The sequence below is a fragment of the Thioalkalivibrio sp. ALgr1 genome, assembly GCF_000378285.1.
Taxonomy (GTDB): domain Bacteria; phylum Pseudomonadota; class Gammaproteobacteria; order Ectothiorhodospirales; family Ectothiorhodospiraceae; genus Thioalkalivibrio.
On sequence record NZ_KB905132.1, the window covers coordinates 652854 to 676196 of the forward strand.

The 23343-nt window shown below is 65.4% G+C and carries 24 protein-coding genes; 14 read left to right on the forward strand and 10 right to left on the reverse strand.

Translation table 11 applies throughout. The features are described 5' to 3' along the window. Window positions 1–65: 65 nt before the first annotated feature. The gene (locus F466_RS0103105; RefSeq protein ID WP_018138241.1) at window positions 66–827 is read right to left on the reverse strand and encodes a sulfite exporter TauE/SafE family protein; all 762 of its coding nucleotides are present in this window, start codon (window positions 825–827) and stop codon (window positions 66–68) included. Between F466_RS0103105 and F466_RS0103110 the strand changes: the two genes are divergently transcribed. Then, window positions 820–1476 (forward strand): DUF4124 domain-containing protein, encoded by a 657-nt coding sequence (locus F466_RS0103110; RefSeq protein WP_038038475.1) that lies wholly within the window; start codon window positions 820–822, stop codon window positions 1474–1476. The genes F466_RS0103105 and F466_RS0103110 overlap by 8 nt on opposite strands. Before the next feature lie 24 nt (window positions 1477–1500). On the opposite strand, the gene argB is transcribed toward F466_RS0103110, so the two are convergent. Then, window positions 1501–2379 (reverse strand): acetylglutamate kinase, encoded by an 879-nt coding sequence (gene argB / locus F466_RS0103115; protein ID WP_018175158.1) that lies wholly within the window; start codon window positions 2377–2379, stop codon window positions 1501–1503. Between the two features lie 160 nt (window positions 2380–2539). Here argB and F466_RS0103120 point away from each other — a divergent pair, with 160 nt between their 5' ends. Genes F466_RS0103120 through F466_RS0103135 form a run of 4 tightly spaced genes read left to right on the forward strand, consistent with a single transcriptional unit; the run spans window position 2540 to window position 5764 of the window. Continuing rightward, the gene (locus F466_RS0103120; RefSeq protein WP_018175159.1) at window positions 2540–3058 is read left to right on the forward strand and encodes a hypothetical protein; all 519 of its coding nucleotides are present in this window, start codon (window positions 2540–2542) and stop codon (window positions 3056–3058) included. A 6-nt stretch (window positions 3059–3064) separates the two neighbouring features. After that, on the forward strand, window positions 3065–4516 hold the full coding sequence (locus F466_RS0103125) for a cbb3-type cytochrome c oxidase subunit I (protein ID WP_018175160.1): 1452 nt from the start codon (window positions 3065–3067) through the stop codon (window positions 4514–4516). Then, window positions 4506–5117: an SCO family protein gene (locus F466_RS0103130; protein ID WP_018175161.1), complete on the forward strand. Its 612-nt coding sequence runs from the start codon at window positions 4506–4508 to the stop codon at window positions 5115–5117. The genes F466_RS0103125 and F466_RS0103130 overlap by 11 nt, the downstream gene beginning before the upstream one ends. After that, the gene (locus F466_RS0103135) at window positions 5117–5764 is read left to right on the forward strand and encodes a hypothetical protein (RefSeq protein ID WP_018993426.1); all 648 of its coding nucleotides are present in this window, start codon (window positions 5117–5119) and stop codon (window positions 5762–5764) included. The genes F466_RS0103130 and F466_RS0103135 overlap by 1 nt, the downstream gene beginning before the upstream one ends. Here the strand turns inward: F466_RS0103135 and F466_RS0103140 are convergent. Together F466_RS0103140 and F466_RS0103145 are read right to left on the reverse strand one after the other, a co-directional pair. Next, window positions 5704–6513, reverse strand: coding sequence for a gamma-glutamyl-gamma-aminobutyrate hydrolase family protein (locus F466_RS0103140; protein WP_018175163.1), 810 nt, complete (start codon window positions 6511–6513; stop codon window positions 5704–5706). The two genes, F466_RS0103135 and F466_RS0103140, sit on opposite strands and share 61 nt — an antisense overlap. Window positions 6514–6523: 10 nt before the next feature. Continuing rightward, window positions 6524–7516, reverse strand: coding sequence for an amidoligase family protein (locus F466_RS0103145; protein ID WP_018138246.1), 993 nt, complete (start codon window positions 7514–7516; stop codon window positions 6524–6526). A gap of 111 nt (window positions 7517–7627) precedes the next feature. On the opposite strand from F466_RS0103145, the gene folB reads away from it, so the two are divergent. The 6 genes from folB (at window position 7628) to fetB (ending at window position 12276) form a co-directional block, all read left to right on the forward strand. Beyond that, a complete protein-coding gene (folB, locus tag F466_RS0103150) occupies window positions 7628–7993 on the forward strand; it encodes a dihydroneopterin aldolase (RefSeq protein WP_018138247.1) in 366 nt (121 codons plus the stop codon). A 254-nt stretch (window positions 7994–8247) separates the two neighbouring features. Next, complete coding sequence (locus F466_RS0103155) at window positions 8248–8961, forward strand: TorF family putative porin (RefSeq protein ID WP_018175165.1); 714 nt, start codon at window positions 8248–8250, stop codon at window positions 8959–8961. 65 nt (window positions 8962–9026) lie between these two features. Further along, on the forward strand, window positions 9027–9365 hold the full coding sequence (locus tag F466_RS0103160; RefSeq protein ID WP_012981610.1) for a P-II family nitrogen regulator: 339 nt from the start codon (window positions 9027–9029) through the stop codon (window positions 9363–9365). Between the two features lie 37 nt (window positions 9366–9402). Beyond that, window positions 9403–10656: an ammonium transporter gene (locus F466_RS0103165; RefSeq protein ID WP_018138249.1), complete on the forward strand. Its 1254-nt coding sequence runs from the start codon at window positions 9403–9405 to the stop codon at window positions 10654–10656. A 202-nt stretch (window positions 10657–10858) separates the two neighbouring features. Continuing rightward, complete coding sequence (locus F466_RS0103170) at window positions 10859–11479, forward strand: ATP-binding cassette domain-containing protein (RefSeq protein WP_018175166.1); 621 nt, start codon at window positions 10859–10861, stop codon at window positions 11477–11479. Beyond that, window positions 11470–12276: an iron export ABC transporter permease subunit FetB gene (fetB, locus tag F466_RS0103175; RefSeq protein ID WP_012981613.1), complete on the forward strand. Its 807-nt coding sequence runs from the start codon at window positions 11470–11472 to the stop codon at window positions 12274–12276. The genes F466_RS0103170 and fetB overlap by 10 nt, the downstream gene beginning before the upstream one ends. A 288-nt stretch (window positions 12277–12564) precedes the next feature. On the opposite strand, the gene F466_RS0103180 is transcribed toward fetB, so the two are convergent. From F466_RS0103180 to speE, 3 genes are all read right to left on the reverse strand, one after another. Continuing rightward, the gene (locus tag F466_RS0103180) at window positions 12565–12849 is read right to left on the reverse strand and encodes a type II toxin-antitoxin system RelE/ParE family toxin (RefSeq protein WP_018175167.1); all 285 of its coding nucleotides are present in this window, start codon (window positions 12847–12849) and stop codon (window positions 12565–12567) included. Then, entirely contained in the window at window positions 12849–13076 is a 228-nt protein-coding gene (locus F466_RS0103185) for a ParD-like family protein (protein WP_012981615.1), read from the reverse strand. The genes F466_RS0103180 and F466_RS0103185 overlap by 1 nt, the downstream gene beginning before the upstream one ends. 318 nt (window positions 13077–13394) lie before the next feature. Then, on the reverse strand, window positions 13395–14246 hold the full coding sequence (gene speE, locus F466_RS0103190; RefSeq protein WP_018175168.1) for a polyamine aminopropyltransferase: 852 nt from the start codon (window positions 14244–14246) through the stop codon (window positions 13395–13397). 314 nt (window positions 14247–14560) lie between these two features. Here speE and speA point away from each other — a divergent pair, with 314 nt between their 5' ends. From speA to typA, 3 genes are all read left to right on the forward strand, one after another. Then, window positions 14561–16465, forward strand: coding sequence for a biosynthetic arginine decarboxylase (speA, locus tag F466_RS0103195; protein WP_018175169.1), 1905 nt, complete (start codon window positions 14561–14563; stop codon window positions 16463–16465). A 4-nt stretch (window positions 16466–16469) separates the two neighbouring features. After that, window positions 16470–16718 (forward strand): YcgL domain-containing protein, encoded by a 249-nt coding sequence (locus tag F466_RS0103200; RefSeq protein ID WP_018138978.1) that lies wholly within the window; start codon window positions 16470–16472, stop codon window positions 16716–16718. 417 nt (window positions 16719–17135) lie between these two features. After that, window positions 17136–18956 carry a translational GTPase TypA gene (gene typA / locus F466_RS0103205; RefSeq protein WP_018175170.1) on the forward strand — a complete coding sequence of 607 codons (1821 nt, stop codon included), beginning with the start codon at window positions 17136–17138 and terminating at the stop codon, window positions 18954–18956. Between the two features lie 123 nt (window positions 18957–19079). Here typA and F466_RS0103210 read toward each other — a convergent pair whose 3' ends face one another. Genes F466_RS0103210 through F466_RS0103220 form a run of 3 tightly spaced genes read right to left on the reverse strand, consistent with a single transcriptional unit; the run spans window position 19080 to window position 23339 of the window. After that, on the reverse strand, window positions 19080–19493 hold the full coding sequence (locus F466_RS0103210; protein ID WP_018649170.1) for a type IV pilin protein: 414 nt from the start codon (window positions 19491–19493) through the stop codon (window positions 19080–19082). Next, window positions 19490–19801 carry a hypothetical protein gene (locus tag F466_RS0103215; protein WP_018649171.1) on the reverse strand — a complete coding sequence of 104 codons (312 nt, stop codon included), beginning with the start codon at window positions 19799–19801 and terminating at the stop codon, window positions 19490–19492. Before F466_RS0103215 ends, F466_RS0103210 begins: the two co-directional genes overlap by 4 nt. Before the next feature lie 13 nt (window positions 19802–19814). Then, window positions 19815–23339, reverse strand: coding sequence for a pilus assembly protein (locus F466_RS0103220; protein ID WP_231363209.1), 3525 nt, complete (start codon window positions 23337–23339; stop codon window positions 19815–19817). Window positions 23340–23343 lie beyond the last annotated feature (4 nt).

Here is a 23343-nt window from a genome sequence, read left to right on the forward strand (position 1 = left end):
GATGTGCCGCTAACGGAAGCCCCGCCTCGTGCGGGGCTTCTTTTTGTCTGCGTGTTCGCCCGTGATCAGGGCACCGGGGCCAGTAGCGCGATCCCGGTCAGCACGGTCACCACCTCGAACGTCCGCTTGACCAGTCGATTGCCGTAGCGGTGGGCCAGGGCCGCCCCCAGATAGCCGCCAATGAAACTGCCGACCAGCAGCGCCGGCAGCCAATCCCACTGGACGGTGCCGAAGGAGCCGAGCAACAGGGCCCCGGCGCCATTCCAGACCAGTCCCACCAGCACCATGGTGTATCCAACCGCTTGGGTGTAGCTCATCCCGTACCAGCTCACCAGCCAGAGCGTCACCATCAGCCCGGTGCCGGAGGCCAGCGAGCCGTTCAGGATGCCGATGATGAACAGCCCCAGTGCGCCGATCACGGCGTGCTGCAGGGTCTTGTCGGTCTCGCGCACGGCCTGCCCTAGTTGCGGCCGGCGCCAGGAGTACCAGCCCAGGGCAATTGTCAGCAGGCCCAGGGCGATCTCGCCGGCCCGTGGAGGGATTCCCAATACCAGCCAGGCACCGATCAGCACCCCGGGAAGACCGGCCGCGAGAATGACGGCTAGGCGCGCCGGTTCGAATGTGCTTTGCTTGAGGTGCCGCAGACTGGCCCCGGCGCCCAGCGCGACGGTGGCGATCTTGTGTGTGGCCAGGGCAACGGGATAGGGGAGTCCCAGAAAAATGAGGACCGGCAACTGCAACAGGCCGGCCCCGCCGCCCGCAAGGGCGGAGAATCCATTCGCCAGGATGGCGATGAAGAGCAGGCCGAGGTGTTCGAGTATGGTCATGTCAGGGGGCAGAAAGCGCGGTTCCGTGTGGTGGCGCGGCGTTTTTTGGGGGGTGCTGGCACTGGTGCTGGCGCTGCCGGCGCACGCGGATATTTATCGTTGGGTCGATGATGACGGCACCGTGCATTACTCGAACACCCCACAGCCCGAGGCCAGCCAGCGCGAGCGCCGCGTGTTTGATTCCCGTGGCCTGATGCGGGAGATCATACCCGCTCCCCCTACCGCCGAGGAGCGTGAGGAGGCCCGGGCCGAACAGGAACGTGCGCAGCAGGAGTTGGAGGCCGCGCGCCAGGCGCGGGCCGACCAGGCGGCGCGCGAGCGTCAGCTGCGTCAGGCCTACGAGAATCTGGACGAGATCGAAGAGCTGCGCGCGCGCCGTGTGGCGGCCATTGGCGGGGATATCGCGCGCTCCGAGGCGCAGGAGATCACGCTCTTGCGCGAGCGCGAACGTATTCGTCGTCAGTATGAATCCAGCGAGTCGGCTTCGGCGCGCGCACGGTTCGAGGTGCAGCTGGAGGATCTGGAGGCGCGTATTGACCGCGAGCGCGCGTACCGCCGGGGGCAGGAAGACCGCCTTGCCGCCATCCAGCAGAGGCTGGATCTGGACCGTGAGGACTATCAGCGCCTGGTCGGCAACGGCGAAGGCTAGAAACGCCCGTAAACGTCCGTCGGTCTAGCGACTGATCAGGGTGCCCACGCCCTCGTCGGTCAGAAGCTCCAGCAGCACCGCGTGTTCCACGCGGCCATCGACGATATGCGTGGCATTGACGCCGCTGCGCACCGCATCCAGCGCGCAGCGGATCTTCGGGATCATCCCGCCGTGGATCGTCCCGTCGCGGATCATCTCGTCCACCTGCGGGGCCGACAGCTTGGGCAGTAGTTCCCCGTTGCCGTCCAGTACCCCCGGGGTGTTGGTCAGCAGGAACAGCTTTTCCGCGTCCAGCACCACTGCGAGCTTCTCGGCCGCCGTGTCGGCATTGATGTTGTAGGCCTTGCCCTCTCGATCGAAGCCGATTGGCGCGATCACCGGGATGAAGTCGCTGTCATCCAGTGTATGCACGATCGCCGGGTCCACGCCCTCGACCTCGCCCACGTGCCCCAGGTCCACGGTCGGCTGACCCTCGGACGCGCCGTAGTCGCGCAGCGGGTTTGCGCGGATCATCTGGCCGTCCTTGCCGGTCAGGCCCACCGCGCGCCCGCCGAAGCGGTTGATCAGCGAGACGATCTCCTGATTCACGATCCCGCCGAGCACCATCTGCACCACGTCCATGGTCTCGCGGTCGGTCACGCGCAGGCCGTTGACGAACTCTGTCTGCTTGCCCAGCCGTTCCAGTAGCTGGCCGATCTGCGGCCCCCCGCCATGCACCACCACCGGATTCACACCCACCTGCTTGAGCAGCACGATGTCGCGCGCGAACGAGGCCTTCAGGTGGTCCTCGGTCATGGCGTTGCCGCCGTACTTGATCACGATCGTCTTGCCCGCGAAGCGCTGGATATAGGGCAGCGCCTCGATCAGGACATGGGCTACGGAATGGGCCGTCTGGGTATCCATGGCGTTTCGGTGGTCCGCGCAATAGGGGGCGCAGTTTACCACTGCCAATCGCCTTTCGTGCGGCCACCGCCATGAACATGTATAGCATATACATCGTTTGACGATTCAGTGGCGCCCCGGTATAAAGCTGCATTGTATCTATAACAAAAGGGAGCTTGCGATGCTGCAATCCGTCTCGTTGTTGCTGACGATCCTGCTGGTTGTCCCGGTTACGGCCGTCTTCCTCTGGGCCGCCTTTTCGCGGCCGACCCCGGTCGATGCCGGTGAGCTGGCGGCCCGTTCCTATCGCCTGCGTGACTGGAGCTTCTGGGTTCTGCTGGCCGTGGTCACGCCGGTGTTTCTCTACACCCTGACCTTGATGCCCTACGCCGCCGACGCGGAGGCCGAAGGGGTTCAGACGGTCAACGTGACCGGCCACATGTGGCGCTGGGAGCTGTCGCAGGACGAATTTCGCGTCGGTGAGCCGGTGCAGTTCCGCGTCACCAGCCAGGACGTGAACCACGGGTTCGCCATCTACGACGAGGACATGACCCTGCTGACCCAGACTCAGGCGATGCCGGGCTACACGAACATCCTCGAGTACACCTTCGAGCAGCCGGGTACGTACCAGGTCCTGTGCCTTGAATACTGCGGCGTCGCGCATCATGCGATGGTCGCCGAACTCACCGTCACGGAGTAAACGGTCATGAGTGATACGACGATGGAACCGGCCGTGCCGCGCGGCGCACGCAACGCGGTGATTACCTACCTGGCGACCACGGTGGTCGTGCTGCTGCTGATGATGGTCTTTGGGCTGCTGATGCGTCTGGAACAGGCGGGCATGGACCTGATGGGAGCCGCCGGCTTCTACCAGGTGCTGACGGCGCATGGCGCCGGCATGGTCGGGGCGGTGGCCCTCGGTTCGAGCGCGGTGATGTGGTATTTCCTGCGTCGTCATGTGGAGTTGTCCACCGGCGTGTTCCTGCTCAATCTGGCGCTGTTCCTGCTGGGTGCCGTCCTGATCCTGGGCGGCATCTTCATTGGCGGCTTTGCCGGCGCCTGGACCTTCCTCTACCCGCTGCCGCAGACCCCGATGGGCCTGTGGACGCAGGCCGCCGCGGCGTCGTTCTTCCTCGGGCTGCTGGCAATCGGCGTCGGCTTCTTGCTGCTGTACATCGATATCGCGCGGTCGCTGATCACGAACTATGGCGGGCTGGGCCGCTCGCTCGGTCTTCCGCAGCTGTTCGGTCGGGCGGGTGATCCGCCGCCGCCCGCAGTGGTGGCCAGCACCATGGTGCTGATCGTGAACACCCTCGGCATCGTGGCAGGCGCGGCGATTCTGAGCATGAGCCTGATCAACCTCTACCAGCCGGGGTTCGAGATTGATTCGTTGTGGGCGAAGAACCTGACCTACTTCTTCGGCCACGTGTTCATCAACGCCACGATCTACATGGCGGTCATCGGGGTCTACGAAATCCTGCCCCGTTACACCGGGCGTCCCTGGAAGGTGTCGCGGGTGTTCCTGGCGGCATGGGCGGCTTCTACCGTGATGGTGCTGCTGGTCTACCCGCACCACCTGCTGATGGACTTCTCGCAGCCGACCTCGCTGCACGTGCTGGGGCAGGTGATCTCCTACACGAGTGGTCTGCCGGTACTGCTGGTGACGGCCTGGGGCGCGCTGACCAACGTCTACCGCTCGGGCATCCGCTGGGATATCGCCTCCGGCTTCGTCTTCCTCGGTGTGTTCGGCTGGGCGGCCGGCGTGATCCCGGCCATCATCGACGCGACCATCGTGGTCAACACGGTGATGCACAACACCCTCTGGGTCCCGGGCCACTTCCACTTCTATCTGCTGCTGGGTGTGGTCGCGATGATGTTCGGCTTCATGGCGTGGCTGACCCGTTCGCAGGCGGAGGGCGATGGCTTCTTCGACCGGTTGGGGTTCTGGACCTTTACCGGTGGCGGCCTGGCCCTGGTGGCCGTGTTCCTCTACAGCGGCGCGTCCAGTGTGCCGCGACGTTTCGCCGAGCACCTGCCCGAATGGGCGGCCTATGCCCAGCTGGGTTCGGTTGCCGCGGCTCTGGTGATCCTTGGAACGCTGTTGCTGGCGTTGCGTTTCTTCCTCGGACTGAAGCGGGTGGCGAAGAATGTGGCGTAATGCGATCTACGGGCTGACCATCATCGCCCTCGGGCTGGGTGGTTTTACCACCCTGTCCCTGGCCACCGACGGCTTTCGTGCCTTTACTGCGGAGGAGGCGCGCCGCCTCGCCGCCCGCGAGAATCCGGCGCCGGTGCCTGCGATGACGCTGGAGGATGCGCGGGGTGGGGAGTTGGACCTGGCCGAGCTGGGCGATCGGTATGTGGTACTGGACTTCATCTACACCGGCTGCCACCACGCCTGCACCACGCTGGGGGCAAGCTTCCACCGCATCCAGGAGGCGCTGCCGGAGGATGTGTTGGGCGAGCGCGTAGCCTTGCTCAGCATCACCTTCGATCTCGAGAACGACGATGCCGCGCGCCTGCTCGAGTATGGCGAGCGCTTCTCGGCTAACCCCGAGGCCTGGCATCTCGCACGCCCGAAAACCCGAGAGGACCTGGATCGCCTACTGCGCCACTTCCAGGTGGTGGTGATCCCGGACGGCGAGGACTTCGTGCACAACGGTGCCATTTACGTGGTGGAGCCAGACGCACGCGTGGCCGGGATTCACGACATCGATGCGGTGGACGACGTGCTGGCCTACCTGGAGCCGCGTTGGTGATGCGGCCGTCCACCGTCTGGGCGGGGCCGGCATTCCTGGCAGTACTCGTCCTGACGCCGCTGCGGCCCTGGCTGGAGGCCAGCCTGATCGGACACATGCTGGTGCAGATCCCGCTGCTGGTGCTGGCGGGTGCGCTGATCGCCCGGTCGCTGCCGGAGGCCTGGCGCATCCGGGCTGCGCGCCTGGATGCGTACGGGGTGCTGGGACTGCTTCTGGCGCTCTTCGTTGTTGTCTACTGGCTGTTGCCCCGCAACCTGGATGCGGCCGTACTCGAGGCCGGGGCGGGCTGGATGAAGATCGTGACACTCGTGCTGCTGGCCGGGATACCGCTGGGGTTGACGGCACACCGGCTCCCATTACTGGTGCGGGGCGTGCTGTGGGTCAAGGGTACGGCCATGTTCTTCGTGATGGGCTGGCTCTACCGCGAGGCCCCGGACAGGCTGTGCAATGCGTATCTCCTGGGCGAGCAGTTGATGCTGGGCAACATCATGCTGGGGCTGGGGGCGATCAGCCTCATCGCGATCCTGGCGCTGCTGTTGCTGGGGCCGCCAGAGCGGCACCGGCGGGTGGCCGCTGAGGGTGTCGGTCAGCGTCGCGAGGTGGCGATTTCCTTCGCTGCCGCCACCAGCGCCCGGAACAGGCGCTGATGGCGGCGTTTTTGCGGCAGGTATTCGGGGTGCCACTGTACGCCGATACACCAGCCGTGTTCGGCCTCGATCGCCTGGACGACACCTGTCTCCTCGCGTCCGACGATGCGCATCCCCTGGCCCAGTTGGTCCACCGCCTGATTGTGCAGCGCGTTCACATGGATCGTGCCCGCGCCCAGTATCTCGGCCAGATGGCTGCGGCCATCGAGCAAGACCGGCTTGACCGGCAGCAGACTGCGCGCTTGCGGGGTCTCGACATAGAACTCGGCCAGATCCTGCTGTAGCGTCCCGCCGCGCACCACGTTGACCAGCTGCATCCCGCGACAGATCCCCAGTACAGGACGGTGCTCGTCCAGCGCGCGATGGATCAGCGCCTTCTCCAGCCGGTCACGTTCCACATCCAGCACGCCGCCATGCGACTGGAACAGCCGCCGCAGCAGCCAGAGCGCGGGATAGAAAAGGTACCCGATCAGCCGCTGCGACAGGCGCCGTTCCGCGCCGCGAATGGCCTCGGGGTTCGGGCCCTGAGGCAGCGACTCCCCGTACAGTTCGGGATCGACATCCGCACCGCCCCCGACCACCAGTGCGTCGAACGATTGATGGGGGCGCGGCTTGCCGGGGCGTACGCGCAGGGGTCGACCGCCGGCGCGCCAGACGGCCAGCGCGGTGAACAGCCAGGCGGGGCCTCCGCCCTGGTCGGGTCCGGTGATCGCGACCACCGGACGCCGCGCCGGTCCGGCGTTGCTCATGGTGTCGTACTCAGAACCAGCCACGCAGCTTCCTGGCCCAGTCGTCGGCCCAGCGACCCAGTGCCTGGGTGGGGCGTTCCAGGTATTCACGGCTCATCCGCTGCAGGCGTTCCCGGTCCGCGGCGAGCCGTTCCACTTCGACCCAGCCGTTAAAGGGGTGGGCCAGGCTCCATTCGGGATCGTCGATCTCGCAGTTGGGCAGACGATAGTGGAACGCGGGCCGGGCCTTGACCAGCTCATGTTCGACCGGGGCCGCGTCGATCCGCTCCTGATCCAGTTCGGCAAACAGCGGCAGCATGTCCAGCGGCCGATTACGCGTGGTGTTGTGCGCGAGGTAATGGTCGATCAGTTCCCCCTGGTCCGGCTGGAAGTCCGGGTTCAGGGTCTCGCGGACGAAGGTGCCGGGGAATGCGCGGATGTAGGGCGACAGGCGTCTGGCCAGGTCGATCTCGCCCGCGTTCGTCAGCATCTCGTACAGCAGCAGGAAGGCCCGCAGGACATCGAGGATCCAGGCGGCATCGGTGCTGTGGACCTCGATATTGAGCTGCAGCCCGAACGCGTAGAGCAGCGAACGCTCGGTCCCAAGGGCACCGTCTTCCTGCAGTGCGGCCCGAACGCGATCCAGCCGGGGAAGCGCCGAGGCCGGTATCGGTGGTGCGACGATCTCGTGCGGTACCAGGCGCCCGGCGGCATCGGCCAGCCAGCGGTCGAGCGCCGCCTCGTCGGTGTCGTCGAGCTCTATGCCCAGCCGCCGCAGGTGGCTGCGATACGCCCGGTCCTTCAGTACCCGGGCATCCAGCTCCACCTGGAAATCACCCTGGTCCGTATCGCAGACCCGGGCGACGAACGGGCTTTCACAGCGGACCTGCCCGCCGAACTCGGCGCGGATGGCCTCGGCCATGCGTTCGAGCGAGACGCCGGCCATCTCGATCTCCACGCCGACCTTTCGGGGTGACCCTTCCGGATTGTCTGGCCAGGGCAGATCGTGAAAGCGCTCGGGCATCAGGAATGTCCTTGGGAAGCTGCCGCGCCATGATACCGGTTCGGTGTACCTGCTGTGGGCAAGCCAGTACGATAGGCGCCGGCCGCCAGGGCCGGACCGCAAAGGTACGGGATGGATCGAATCTACCTCAAGGATCTGCGCATTGATGCCGTCGTCGGCGTCTATGATTGGGAGCAGCGCATCCAGCGCCCCCTGCGCTTTGATATCCAGCTAGCTACCGACACGCGCATCGCCGCGCACTCGGGCGAGATCACGGACACGGTCGATTACGAGGCGGTGGCCAATGCCGTGCGCGCGATCGTCACGCGCGAACCCCACGCGCTGCTGGAATCCCTGGCCGAGGAGATCGCGGAGGCCCTGATGGCCGAGTTTCGCACCCCGTGGGTGCGCATCGAGCTGGGCAAGCCCGGCGCGGTCGCCGGTGTGGCCGAGGTCGGCATCGTGGTCGAACGCGGCACCCTGCCAGCCTCCACCTGATCCCTTTGCGTCGGTTCCTGTCCTAGTTCGCCTCGACCCCGGCCGTGCGGCCGGTCACAGATTTATCATTCCTTGACCCAATATGGTGCGTGTGCACTTTTAGTGCGCACCGCTTTTGTGCGTGCTGGCGTCGTTCACCTGCAACAGGTGTTGTGAAAAGCCGATCTGGCTCCGTTTTCCCGATATGGCACGGCCTGTGCAAGGACCGGGTGTCGACTACGCGACACTCGATTGCACAACTGGGAGAACACAATATGAAGAAGTTCACTCGTTCCGCGCTGGCCGCCGCCATCGTCACTGTCGGCTCCACCGGTGGTGTGGCCTTTACCTCTGCTGCCACCGCGGAGCTTTCCGTGAACATTGGGGCGGTTTCCAACTACTACTTCCGCGGCTTTTCCGAAACCGATGATGGCGCCGCAATTCAGGGCGGTATCGACTATGAGCACGAATCCGGCTTCTACGTCGGCACCTGGCTCTCCAACGTCGACTTTGGCGACGACACCAGCTACGAAATGGATCTTTATCTCGGCTTTGCCGACGAGTTCGACAATGGCTTTGGCTACGATGTTGGGTATCTGTATTACGCCTACCCCGATGCGCGCGATGACAGCGGTTCCCTGAGCGCCGACTTCGGCGAAGTCTACGGTGAAGTTTCGTTCGATACCGGGCCCGTTGGTTTGTACGCCGGTATGGCCTATGTCGTGAACGACAGCAGTGATTCCGCGCTCGAGAAAAAGGATATGTACTACTACGCCGGCTTGGATATCCCGTTCATGGATGTCTATAGCGCTGGCTTCCTCGTGGGCCGCACCAACTTCGATGACTCCGATCTCGACAACTACACCCACTACACCGCGAGCCTCACCCGCGATGCGGGCGACTGGGGCGAGTTCAGCTTCAACCTTGAATACGTCGACGAGTCCGACGAGGACGTTGGCGCCTGGGTGGGCTGGACCAAGACGTTCTAAACCCGGCTTTTCCACTCAAGTAACTGCGGGTCCGCCCTCAGGCGGCCCCGCTCAAGGAGTCCGACATGAAGATGATTACCGCCGTGATCAAGCCGTTCAAGCTTGATGATGTCCGCGAGGCGATCTCGGAGATCGGCGTGCAAGGAATGACCATGACCGAAGTAAAGGGTTTTGGTCGTCAGCGCGGCCATACCGAGCTCTATCGCGGCGCCGAGTACGTGGTCGATTTTCTGCCCAAGGTGAAACTGGAAGTGGCTGTCGACGAAAACCTGGTCGATCAGGTGGTCGAGGCCATTTCCAAGTCTGCCAGTACGGGCAAGATCGGCGACGGCAAGATCTTTATCACCCCGGTGGAGCAGGTCGTGCGTATTCGCACGGGCGAGACCGGCCCGGAAGCCCTTTAAGGGTTTTCCCTCTTCCATCGAATGAGGAATTTCAATCATGGAAATTGAACAACAAGTTGTCGAACTCGCCTATGCGATGGACACCTTTTATTTTCTGGTGGCCGGTGCACTGGTGATGTGGATGGCCGCGGGCTTTACCATGCTCGAGGCCGGGATGGTGCGCACCAAGAGTGTCGCCGAAATCGCGACCAAGAATATCGCCCTGTATTCGATCGCCAGCATCATGTACATGCTGATCGGCTACAACATTATGTACGGCGATGGCCTGAGCTCCGTGATCCCGAGCCTGGGCTTCCTGATCACGGGCGACAACGCCGTGGGTGACGTGCTGGGTAGTGATGGCGACATCTACTACTCCGATCGTGCCGACTTCTTCTTCCAGGTCGTGTTCGTGGCGACCGCGATGTCCATCGTCTCGGGTGCCGTAGCCGAACGGATGAAGCTGTGGGCCTTCCTCGCCTTTGCGGTCGTGCTGACCGGCTTCATCTACCCGATCCAGGGCTTCTGGAGCTGGGGCGAAGGCTTCCTCGATCAGATCGGCTACCTCGACTACGCCGGTTCCGGCATCGTCCACTTCACGGGTGCCGCTGCGGCGCTGGCCGGTGTGCTGCTCCTTGGGGCGCGCAAGGGCAAGTACGGCAAGGACGGCCAGATCAACGCGATCCCGGGCTCCAACATGCCGTTGGCCACTCTGGGCGTGCTGATCCTGTGGTTGGGCTGGTTCGGCTTCAATGGCGGCTCCGAGCTGAAGGTCTCGGACATCGAATCCGCCAACGCCGTGGCCGCCGTGTTCGCCAACACCAACCTGGCCGCGGCCGGGGGTGTGATCGCTGCCCTGATCACCACTCGTCTGGTGTTCGGCAAGGCCGATCTGACCATGGCGCTGAACGGCGCGGTCGCGGGCCTGGTGTCCATCACCGCCGAGCCGCTGATGCCCAGCCCGTTCCTGGCGATGATCATCGGTGCCATTGGTGGCGTGATCGTGGTCTTCTCGATCGTCGCGCTGGACAAGCTGAAGATCGACGACCCGGTCGGGGCGATCTCCGCGCACGGTACCGCCGGTATCTGGGGTGTGATGGCAGTGCTGCTGTCCAACCCGGACGCGACGTTCTTCGGCCAGATCGCGGGCCTGCTCGCCATCTTCGCCTTCGTCTTCACGGCTTCCCTGATCGTCTGGGCCATCCTGAAGGCGGTGATGGGCATTCGCCTGAGCGAAGAGGACGAGGACATCGGTGCCGACATCACCGAGTGTGGCCTCGAGGCCTACCCGGAATTCACCGGGAAGCAGTAAACACTCGAAACGCGCGTAGGGGTTCGGCCCGGAGGGCCGGGCCGAACCCCAAAAGTGTCTCCTCCGACGCCGACAACAACAGTCTCCCAGGACTCAAGGATGTTGGCTTTCAGGGCGCCTCCCCGGCGCCCTCTTTTTTTGCCCCCGCGAAGCCCCGCGGGTTCGGTTACGATTCCGCTTTCGCCTGACCGGAACCGCCAGCATGGATCGCCTGTTCGAAGCACACGAGCTGAAAACGGCCCACTTGGGCCCGCTGGAACTGCAACTCCAGCCCGGCGAACTGGTGCAACTTACCGGTGACTCGGGCTCCGGCAAGTCCCTGCTGTTGCGCGCGCTGGCCGATCTGGACCCGAACACTGGCGAGGTCCGTCTGGCTGGTGCACCCCGCGACTCGATGCCCCCGGTGCAGTGGCGCCGGCAGGTCGCCTATGTGCCGGCCGAGACCGCCTGGTGGAGCGAGCGCGTGGACGAGCACCTACCCGCCGATTTCTCGCGCGAGACGGCGCTGCACCTGCTGGAGCAGGTTGCCCTTCCGGAAGAGTCCCTGCACTGGGAGGTCGAACGCCTCTCCAGCGGCGAGAAGCAGCGCCTGGGCCTGTTGCGCGCATTGCTGAACCAGCCGCGTGTCCTCCTGCTGGACGAGCCCACCGCCAACCTTGATCTGGAAAACACTAGGCGCATCGAACGCGCGGTACGCACATATCTAGCGGAGGAAGAGGCGGCGGCCCTTTGGGTCAGCCATGACACGCTGCAACGCCAGCGCCTCGGTGGACGCATCCTGACCATCAGCAACGGCAAGCTGGAGGCCCCCGCATGGAGCTGATCTCGCTTTCCCCATTCGATCTGAGTCTGGCGGCGCTGCTGGTCGTCGCGCTGGCCGGGGTGACCGTCTGGGCGCGTATGGGGCTGGGGCGCAGCCTGTTGATCGCCGGAGCGCGCACCGTGATCCAGCTGCTGCTGGTCGGGCTGATCCTGCAGACGCTGTTCGACCACGCCCAGCTTGGCTGGGTGGCGCTGATGGCCGTGGTCATGCTGGCGGTGGCCGGCTACGAGGTGATGGCGCGCCAGCAGCGCCGCTTCGCCGGGCTGTGGGGCTACGGGATCGGCACCGTGACCATGTTCATCTCGGCGTTCGCGGTCACGGTGCTGGCGCTGACCACCATGGTCGGCCCGACCCCCTGGTGGGAGCCGCAGTACGCGATCCCGCTACTGGGCATGCTGCTCGGCAACACCATGACCGGCATCGCGCTGGGGCTGGACCGACTAACCCAGACCGTCTGGCGCGAGCGCCGCACCATCGAGGGCCGGCTAGCGATGGGGGCCTCCTGGAGCGAGGCGGTCACGACCATGCGCCGCGAGGCCGCGCGCTCCGGCCTGATGCCGACCATCAACGCCATGGCCGCCGCCGGCATCGTCAGCCTGCCGGGCATGATGACCGGCCAGATCCTGGCCGGCGCCCCGCCAGTGGAGGCCGTGAAGTACCAGATCCTGATCATGTTCCTGATCACCGCCGGTACCGGCTTCGGCACCCTGGGCGCTGTCTGGTTCGCCTCCCGCCGCCTGTTCGACACCCGCGAGCGCCTGCGCCTCGACCGCCTCAAGGCCGGCCGCCACGCCTAGTCACGAGCTCAATGCACCCTGCGGCGTTTGTGGTGCCCGTCATCGCGAGGCGCGCAGCGCCGTGGCGATCTCCGTGGGCGGCCCTGACGCCGGCCGGGGAAGGCGTCGGGGGGTTCGTTGGGAGATTACTCGCTGCGCTCGCCCTTCGGGCCGGCCGGCGGCCGTTCAACGCGCTTCGCGCTTTTGTGCCACGGCCCCTGCGGGGCCTCGCAATGACGGGTTATTGAAGCCCCGTAGGATGCGCTGAGCGCAGCGAACCGCATCGGTCAGATACACGTCCGGGCGGCATTAAGAATCGCGTTTCAGGTCCCGGTAGAAGTTCTCGTGTGTCCCCAGCAGGAGCAGGTGGCGCGTGCGAGGATCGTACTCATAGGCGAGCAGCATCAGTTGCCCGCGTGATTTGAACTTGTAAACCATGACCCCCGCCAGATCCCCTTTCTTGCTGGTACCCAGCTCGGGGTCGCGGATGATGTCGGCGACCGCGTCGTCCACGTCCGCCTTCTGGGCAGGGTGCAGGCGCTTGTAAGCCCGTCGGAATCGGGTGCTTTGCAGCACCTCCAGGTCCGTGGTCATCAGTCGCGCTGGCCTTCGGGGGTGAACGGCGTGGCCAGTTCCCGGCCCTCGGCACGGGCGATCAGGAGTTCACAGATGAAGTCGATGGGCAGGTCGGGATTGTCCATGGCGGTACGCCCGACCTCGGCCCAGAACTCGATCTGGCCGGCGATGGTCCGGTGCTCGGCCTTCGCGTGGGCGCGGGCCTGCTGGTAGAGCGTTTCATCAATGCGGACGGGCAAACTCATGGCCTGCTCCTTTTGCTACAAATGTAGCAATGGTAGCGCGCGCCCGAATTGCCAGCAAGAAAACGCCCGGATTGGTGCACCCTGCGGCGTTTGTGGTGCCCGTCATCGCGAGGCGCGCAGCGCCGTGGCGATCTCCGTGGGCGGCCCTGACGCCGGCCGGGGAAGGCGTCGGGGGGTTCGTTGGGAGATTACTCGCTGCGCTCGCCCTTCGGGCCGGCCTGCGGCCGTTCAACGCGCTTCGCGCTTTTGTGCCACGGCCCCTGCGGGGCCTCGCAATGACGGGTTATTGAAGGGCCCCGCCAGGGGCCTGGCGCGCGATCAGGCGAACAGCTTGCGACGGAAGAACTCCGGAGTAGCACCGGCGGCGCGGTGGATCGCGGCGTTGTAGTAGTGCGTGACAAACGGCAGTTCCTCGGCCGCCTCTTCGCGCAGGAATGACACCGGGCAGTCCTTCGCGGCGATGGTGCAGGTCCACCAGCCGGAGGGGTAGGTGGCCTGCGGGAAGTGCATCGTCAGGGCGTCGATGAAATTCGCCGCGCGCAGGCTGTCGTGCATCGGGCGGATGATGCTGTCGGTGTGCAGCAGCGGCGATTCGCTCTGCTGCACCAGCAGGCCATCCGCGCCCAGGGCCTTCACGCAGTCCTTGTAGAACGCGGTGGAGAACAGGCCTTCGGCCGGGCCGACCGGGTCGGTGGAGTCGACAATGATCACGTCGATGGAGCCGGGGGCGGCGTCCTTCAGGTACTGCACACCGTCATCGAACAGCAGCTCGGCGCGCGGGTCGTCGTTGGCGTCGCACAGCTCCGGGAAGTACTGTTCGGACAGGCGGGTGACGCGCTCGTCGATATCCACCTGCACGGCGCGCTCGACCTCGTCGTGCTTGAGCACCTCGCGCAGGGTGCCGCAGTCGCCGCCGCCGATGATGACCACGTTCTTCGGGGCGCTGTGCGAGTACAGCACCGGGTGCGACATCATCTCGTGGTAGATAAAGTTGTCGCGGCCGGTGAGCATCACGCAGTCGTCGATCACCATCAGGTTGCCGAAGGCCTCGGTCTCGTAGATCTCGATCTTCTGGTACGGGGTCTGTTCCTCGTGCAGCTTCTGCTTGATGCGCAGGGACAGCGCCATGTCTTCGTGCGGTTCGCTGAACCAGTTGTTGTCGAGTGCCATTGGCGGCTCCCCTTGCCGGTGCGGTGGACGGTATGATGCGCCGCTATGATAGTGCCCTGTATCCTGCGGGCAACTCCGCTCTTCTCGTCATTGCGAGGAACCGTAGGCGACGACGTACAAAAGCAGCGAAGCTGCGTTGAACGGCCGCCGGCCGGCCCGAAGGGCGAGCGTAGCGAGTAATCTCCTGAATGAGGGCAGTGCGCTTGGTTGCCCTGATCGCCCCTGGTGTTCGGGTGGATGATGAAGGCGATTGCCACGTCGCTTCGCTCCTCGCAATGACGGGGCTTTCCTAGCTTTTAAAATCCGGGAATACCATGACCGTCACGCCCTGGAATCTGGATGAGGCCCGCGCCACCTACGGTATCGATCACTGGAACGGTGGCTTCTTCGAGGTGAACGCCGCGGGCCACGTGGCGATGCGCCGTGCGGACTGGCCGGATCACCCCGGCGTGGATCTGTACGAGCTGGCGGGTCGTCTGCGCGAGGAGCATGTGGGTCCGCCGGTGCTGGTGCGATTCCAGGATGTGCTGGACGGCCGGGTGCGCCGCCTGGCGCGGGCCTTCGACACCGCCGCGCGCGAGCTGGAGTACGAAGGTACGTTCACCGCCATCTACCCGATCAAGGTCAACCAGCAGCGCAGCGTGGTGGATCAGATCCTGGCGGCCGGCGATCAGCCGGATGCCGAGGGGCTGACCCCACGCGTGGGGCTGGAGGCCGGCAGCAAGCCGGAGCTGATGGCCGTGCTGGCGCAGTCGCGCCCGGGTGCGGCGATCATCTGCAATGGCTACAAGGACCGCGAATACGTGCGCCTGGCGCTGATCGGCCGGCAGCTCGGGCATCGCGTGTATATCGTGATCGAAAAGCCCTCCGAGCTGGAGGAGGTGATCCGCCAGGCCGAGGCCATGCAGGTCGAGCCGCTGCTGGGCCTGCGCGTGCGCCTGGCCTCAATCGGCAAGGGCAAGTGGCAGAACACCGGTGGCGAGAAGGCCAAGTTCGGCCTGTCCGCGGCGGATGTGCTGGGCATCCTGGAGCGCCTGCGGGGTCTTGGCCGGCTGGACCGGCTGCAACTGCTGCACTTCCACATGGGCTCGCAGATCGCGAACATCCGCGACATCCAGAATGGCATGGGCGAGGCGGCCAGCTACTTCGCCGCGCTGACCGAGGCCGGTGCGGCCCTGCGGGTGGTGGATGTCGGCGGCGGTCTCGGAATCGACTACGAGGGCTCGCGTTCGCGCAACGAGTGCTCCATCAACTATTCGGTGGAGGAGTACGCGCTGAACATCCTGCGCCCGCTCAAGCGCATCTGCGAGGAGCAGGGCCTGGTCATGCCCGAGGTCTTCAGCGAGTCCGGCCGCGCCCTGACCGCGCACCACGCGGTGCTGATCACCAACGTGATCGACTGCGAGCCGGCCCCGGGTGATGGCGACGTCCCGCCCGCCGAGAATGGCGAGCTGCCCGAGATCGCCGCCATGCGCGCCCTGCTGGAGGACGGCGAGCGCCCGGCCTCCGAGATCTACCACGATGCCGCCTACGGCCTGTCCGAGGTGCAGGCACGCTTTGCCCGCGGGATGCTGTCGCTGGCGGACCGTGCCCGCGCCGAGGCGATCTACTTCGCCCTGTGCCAGCGCCTGCTGGCGCGGCCCGAGGCCCTGCCGGCGGAGATCCACGCGGAACTGACCGACAAGCTGGCGGACAAGGTCTTCTGCAACTTCTCCGTGTTCCAGTCGATTCCGGACACCTGGGCGATCAACCAGATCTTCCCGATCATGCCGCTGCACCGGCTGGCCGAGCGGCCCACCCGGCGCGCGGTGCTGCAGGACCTGACCTGCGACTCCGACGGCCACATCGAGCACTATGTGGAGCGCGAGGGCACGCACACCACGCTCGCCCTGCACCCGTGGAACGACCGCGAGCCGTACTACCTCGGCATCTTCCTGGTCGGTGCCTACCAGGAGATCCTGGGCGATCTGCACAACCTGTTCGGGGACACCGACACCGTAAACGTGGAGCTGCTGCCGGAGGGCGGCTACCGTCTGGTCGACCCGGAACGGGGCGACACCGTCGACGAACTGCTCTCCTATGTGCACTTTGCCCCGGATGACCTGCGCCGCACCTTCCGCGCCAAGATCGACGCCGCCGGCCTGCGTGGCGAGGCCGCGGGCCGGCTGCTGGCGGAGCTGGAACAGGGCCTGACCGGCTACACCTATCTCGAGGACTGAACCCATGCAGTGCTATGTCTACCGCGCGACCCGGCGCGCCGATACCTACGTCTACCTGCCGCAGAAAGACGACTTCTCCGAACTCCCCGATGGCCTGACCCGTGCACTCGGGCGCCTCGAGTTCGCCCTGGAGTTCGAACTGACCCCGGAGCGCAGCCTGGCCCAGGAAGACCCGCAAAAGGTCCTGGCCAACCTCAAGGAGCAGGGCTTTCACCTCCAGCTCCCGCCCCCGGAAGACGAACCCAGCACCTGATCTCCCGCGCGGTCGCCCGCACATGGCGCCGCCAACCCCCTCGAACCGACCCTTGCTCGGGCTATCCCGGACCCTCGAAGCCTCCACACGGTCATCCCGGAAACCGCCAAGCGGTTATCCGGGATCTCATGCGTCGGGGTATTCCCAACCCTTGAGGCCGATCCGGCGCGGGAGATCCCGGCTCTTCGCTGCGCTGCGGCCGGGATGACCAGGGCAGGGTGACTGTGGGCGGGGTAACGAGGTGAATCGGTTGCGGCCGAGGGCGCCGGTTACCGATGCAGGGCAGGTGGTCGATGTGCTGCGCTGGCGGCGCGTGAAGGCGAAGGAGCCTGCGCACAAAACAGGGAAGTCGCAGCGCGGTCACGAATAAGTCTGTATAGTGTCGGCCCTTTTGCCAGTATCCAGAGTTCGTATTCCATGACCGAGAAGCTTCGCAACATCGCCATCATCGCCCACGTTGATCATGGCAAGACCACGCTGGTCGACCAGCTCCTGCGCCAGTCCGGCACGCTTGATGCGCGCGGCGACCACGGCGAGCGGATCATGGATTCGAACGCGATCGAGAAAGAACGCGGGATCACCATCCTGGCCAAGAACACGGCCATCGAATGGCAGGACTACCGCATCAACATCGTCGACACCCCCGGACACGCCGATTTCGGTGGCGAGGTCGAGCGGGTGTTGTCCATGGTCGACTCCGTGCTGCTGCTGGTGGACGCGGTCGACGGCCCGATGCCGCAGACCCGCTTCGTGACCCAGAAGGCCTTCGCGATGGGCTTCAAGCCGATCGTGGTGGTCAACAAGGTCGACCGCCCCGGCGCGCGCCCGGACTGGGCCGTGGACCAGGTGTTCGACCTGTTCGATCGCCTCGGCGCGACCGACGAACAGTTGGACTTCCCCATCGTGTTCGCCTCCGCCCTGAACGGCTTCGCCGGCATGGATTCCAGTGTCACCGAAGGCGACATGACCTGCCTGCTGGAGACGATCGTCGAGCATGTGTCCCCGCCGAACGTCGACGCCGACGGCCCCTTCCAGATGCAGGTCTCCTCGCTGGACTACAACTCCTACCAGGGCCTGATCGGCATCGGTCGCGTGAAGCGCGGGCGCATCAAGCCGAACACCCCGGTCAAGGTGGTGGACCGCGAGGGCAAGGTACGTAACGGCCGCATGTTGCAGATCATGGGCTTCCATGGCCTGGAGCGTGTCGAGGTCGCGGAGGCCCGCGCCGGTGACATCATCACCTTCACCGGCATGGACGAGCTGTACATCTCCGACACCCTGTGCGATCCGAATAACGTCGAGGCGATGGAACCGCTGACCGTGGACGAGCCGACGGTGACCATGACCTTCCAGGTCAACACCTCGCCGTTCGCCGGGCGCGAAGGCAAGTACGTGACCTCGCGCGTGCTGCGCGACCGCCTGCTGGAAGAGCTCAAGCACAACGTTGCCCTGCGCGTGGAAGAGACTGACGACGCCGACAAGTTCAAGGTCTCCGGGCGCGGCGAACTGCACCTGGGCATCCTGATCGAGAACATGCGCCGCGAGGGCTACGAGCTGGGCGTCTCGCGCCCGGAAGTGGTCATCAAGGAAGTGGACGGCGTGAAGCAGGAGCCCTACGAGGCCGTCACCGTTGACGTCGAGGAGCAGCACCAGGGCACGATCATGGAAAAGCTCGGCGAACGCCGCGGCGACATGACCAACATGGTGCCCGACGGCAAGGGCCGCGTGCGCCTGGACTTCATCATCCCGTCGCGCGGGCTGATCGGCTTCCAGACCGAGTTCATGACCGCGACCTCCGGCACTGGCATCCTGCACCACATCTTTGACCACTACGGCCCCTATCAGCCGGGTGCGGTCGCCTCGCGCCAGAACGGCGTGCTGATCGCCAACGCCGCCGGCAAGGCGCTCGGCTTTGCCCTGTTCAACCTGCAGGATCGCGGCAAGCTGTTCATCGGCCCCGGCGACGAGGTCTACGAGGGCATGGTGATCGGCCTGCACTCGCGCGAGAACGACCTGGTCGTGAATGCGCTCAAGGCCAAGCAGCTGACCAACATCCGCGCTGCCGGCACGGACGAGAACATCCAGCTGACCCCGCCGATCCGCATGACGCTGGAGCAGGCCATCGAGTTCATCGACGACGACGAACTCGTCGAGGTCACGCCGGAAAACATCCGCATCCGCAAGAAGTTCCTGCTCGAGCACGAACGCAAGAAGGCCGCCCGCGCCGCCTCGGCGTAACGGTCAACGCCAGCGCCTCCTACAAGGGGCAAGGCAATAACAGGCGCCCGGCCGGGTTTACCCGCCGGGCGCTTTTGTTTGGGCATCGGATCGCCGGGGCTTGTTCGGGCTGGCCCGTCGATTTCACCAGCAATCGGACGCGGTACCGTTGGCACCGCGTTCGCCGCGCTCGTTCAGGGTAAGGGTGCCGCACCGGGTGTCACGGCTGGCCTGGACCCCCTGGGGTACGGCCTCGAGCCGGAACGAGGCCCGGTCGACCTCGGCCAGACGGAAACTGTACCGATCCGGCATGCCGCTTTCGGTCATGCAGCCGCGACTGGGCAGGTCGCCCTCGTAGCTCATTTCACGGGTGTAGCGCCGCTCCATCGACTGTGCGGCCTCGGTCAGGCAGCCGGCGGCATTGCCCCGCCAGGTGTTGGTCACATGGTTCTGGTAGGAGGGGTAGGCAATCGCTGCGAGGATGCCCACGACGGCGACCACCACCATTACCTCGATGAGGGTGAACCCGAGACCGCCCCGAGGTACTTTGGGGGTCATGGCTTTCGCTCCAGCTGCACGACTCGGCCGTTAGCGATTGTGGCCCGTACCCGGTCGCCGACCGCCGGACTCGTGTCGCCATGAGTGCGACGATGCTTCGGATGCGGTAGACGCGAATGCAGGCGCAGTCGTTCGCCATTGATGACGACCTGCTTCTGTTCCGGAAGGCTGCGTTCCAGCACGCCTTCAACCGTGCGTTCCTGCTCGACGTAGGCCATCGCGAAGGTCGGGGTCAGACCCAACGCAACCAGCACGCCGATCGCCCGTCGGCGGCCCATCGCGGGGAAGGTTGTTCCCGGTTTGTTCATCCTGTATCTCCTGTTAGCGGAGCTGACGCCAGCTGCGCCAGGTGAAGCCCGGGCGTTCCTCGTCCGGCATCTGCCAGACCTCTCCTCCGGAGCCGACGGGCAGTTTGTATTCGCGATCCCGCCGTTGCTGGTCCTCGACCACCGTTGGCCGCGAGGGAATGCCGACTGGCGAGCGGATTCCGTGGGCGGGCAGGGCGATCGATTCCACGGTGCCATCCTCGTTCTCGACCGGGACTTCCACGAAGCTTTCTTCGCCAAAGCCTTCGCCGCTGAGGTCCCAGGGCGATCGCTCCAGCCGGCCGCCGCTGAAGGCATCGAACTCCATGATCCAGCCGGTCCCGCCACCGGGGTCGCAGGGATCGCTGCTGGGCTCGGGGATCAGGGTGGCAAAGACGACGCGGTCGCCGTGCCGGATCAGGGCATCTTCCACCACCCGTTCGCCCTGAAAACCGAACAGCGGCGAGACAAGATCCATCACCCAGCCGGCGTGGCTGTCCTCCATGGTGTGATCGCTGGTAACGCGCAGATCAAAGCCGAATGCCTGGACCTCGTGCCGGATCGCCTGGACCAGCAGATCGGCGCGCTCGACGATGCCCTCGTCGCGATCTCGTACCCCGTACAGGCTCTGCGTGGAGCTGTTGTCGGGGTTGTTGTCGTCGACCTCGAAATACTGGCCGGTGCCAAAGAACAGGTTCACGTGCCCACTGTCGTCGCGCGCGACCGCTGGACGCGCCGTGATCGGTTGACGGGTGCCGCTCGCATCACGGGCCTGGAATAGCGGTGTAGTCTGGTTGCCGGTAGTGAGGAACCCCGGGGCACCCCACTGCGCGGGACCGTTTCCACCCAGATCCAGACGCCAGAGGTTGCCATTCAGATCCCCGGCGTAGATGCGGTCGATCTTGCGGTCGCCGCTGGTGTCGACGGGTACGGGGCTGAACATGCCGTTGTCTGCGGTGTTGTCCGGGTGGTTCGGTATCCATTCGGACAGCTGTTCGCCGCTCAGGGTGTCGAGAATCAGGATTGAAGCCTGGCCGTTCTCGCTGCCGTAGCCGTTCGGAATCGCGGTGATCCATTGCCCGCTGGCGGCGCGCCCGAGCACGGGGTCGCCGATGACCCGGCCGAGAGAGGACTCGAATGCCTCGTGACGGTGGTCGATCTCCCACAGAACTTCCTGCCGGTCGATATCCAGCGCGAACACGGCGGTTCCACCCGCCCCCTGCGAGGCCACCACGATGCGCCGCCAGCCGGTTCCGTCATGCACGTGACCGAGCCGGGGTGAGCCATCCAGCACATAGCGCCGGTCGTAATCGGGTCTGGAGAGGTCCTGGAAGTCGCCATAGACGGCGTTGGGGACGAGCGCGAAGACCTCGTGTCCGCCTTCCGAGGAGCAGCCACCAATGGGTTCGGGGAGGTTGTCCTGACAGGGGAGTCGGCCGTCGAACGCATGGAACTTGCCGTCGTTCGCGTTGACGGCCACCAGCGGGGCCTGGGCCCTCCAGGAATCGAGCGCGTCACTGTAGGATTCGCCGATGCCCTCAAGGTGCCCATACCCGAAGTCCTGCGCATGCACAAACAGCGGGCGTGAGTTCACGATATCGCCCAGAAGGCGCTGCCGGGGGCGGAACTGGTCTGCGCCAAAACCCTCGTTATCTGACACGCCACGCAGCCAGTCGAGAAGCTGCGGGCCGGTCCCGTCTCCGCCCAGGGCTTCCTGCTGGGTATCAGTGAGTGCCGAGAATTCGAAGGCGACGGTTTCGCCCTGGCTCCAGGTCGGCGAGAAATCATCCGGTTCTTCGCTGGGTGCCCAGGTCAGCAGGTCGCGCCCCGCAGGTGATGGCAGCTGGGCCTCGCCATCCCAGGCTGGGCTCGATTCGATCAGTTCGCCGCCATCCAGGGCGGGGCTGGTCAGCCGAAAGGCCCGCAACTCTCCCGACCAGTCGCTGGAGTCAAAACCGGCCTGGAAGATCGCGGACCCGGCCTGCAGGCTGGTGGAGTTGGCCGCCACGGCAGCGGAGCTGCCGGTCGCCTCCGCGATTACGCCCTCGAAGATCCGCGACATGGCGTCCTGCAGGCCGTCCTCGCTGGCCGCGTCAAAGGCGGAGCCGGTGCCCCCGGATTCGGCCAGAAGGTTCAGCGGGTTCTCCGGCATGTCGTCGTCCAGTTCCTCGATTCCGGGCGGCAGCGCGAAGCCCACGATGTAGGTGTCCACGTCGGTTGTGGCGTGGAAGTCCTCGATCGCGTCGGACGCCTGGCGGATTGCGGTGGCCGGGTCGTCGCCCAGTTCGGTACCGTCGGCCTGCACCGAAGGGAGGCCGTCGGTGACCCAGACCGCGGCGTTGACATCGCAACTGCGCGGGATCTCGGGCGTATCGAGATTCCCCTGATCACTGCCGAAGTGCTCGGTTTGTCCGAGGAAGTAGTCACGCGCGGTGCGCATCGTCCCCTCGAGTGGCGTGAGCCCGGCGGCAATCAGTGGCCAGTCCGGGTCCACCAGCACATTGCCATCGCCGGGTGACCAGTCGTGGCGTTGAGGCTCCAGCTTGCGCTCGATCGCTTCCCAGTGGTCGGGGTCCACGTTGCCGTCGGCGTCGAACCCGCCGATGGGTACATGCAGATAGCCGAGGCCCGGTGAATGGTTGGCGCGCCATTCCGGTTGATTGAGCTGGGAAAAGATCATGTGTTCGCCCCAGTGCGTAACACCGCGCTGGCGCATGCTGTCGGTCAGGGTGCCGAGCAGGTTCAGCGGGATCTGGTTCGAATAAACGGGCTGCCCGCCGAAACCCGTGGCGACATCGCGGTAGCAGTCGAACGGAAATAGGTCGTCCTCGGCGAAGTTTCCGGTGTATTCGCAGAACCAGGTCTCGTCGTGTTCGGGAAAGCCGGTCGCCCCATCCTCCGCCGTGATCCACTGATAGCCGGGCACGGCCACGTTATAAAAGACCCAGACATCGTCGCGCGTGGGGTGGGGCTCGCGGAAGCGCTTGGTATCCGAATCCCATGGGCCCTCGTGGTCCGGATCGTAGAAATCGGGATTCGGCGTGGGGGCGTAGCGCACGTCATGCGGGCGGTGGACCAGACGCCAGAGCACGGTGCCCAGATCGGCTGGGTCGTCTACCGCGCTGATGAAGACGTCGTTGCGGGCGTTGCTGGGCGGATGTTGCTGATAGGCCATCAGTCCCAGGTTGATGCGCCCTCGATACTCGTTGATCAGGTTTTGTCCTACACGTTTGACGATGCTGCCCTTGCTGTCTTCGTAGCGGGCACCGGCCGGGCACGTGTCGGGTTCCAGGTCCTCGCCCGGGGCACACTGATCCCAGTCCATCGCGACCCGGCCCTGGCTCAGGCCCTCCTGCATGCTGTCCGAGTTGTCGAGAATCAGCAGTACGTTGGGCGGCAGGCCTGGCCCGGTGAGGAACAGCGGCTTGTTGGCGACCTGTGCCGTCACGATCGCCGGCATACTGGCTAGCGCGACGCCCAGCGCAGCTGTAACCAGGGTGTGGCGGGTCGCGGCTCGCGGCGTGGAGATTCCTGGCGTCATGGGC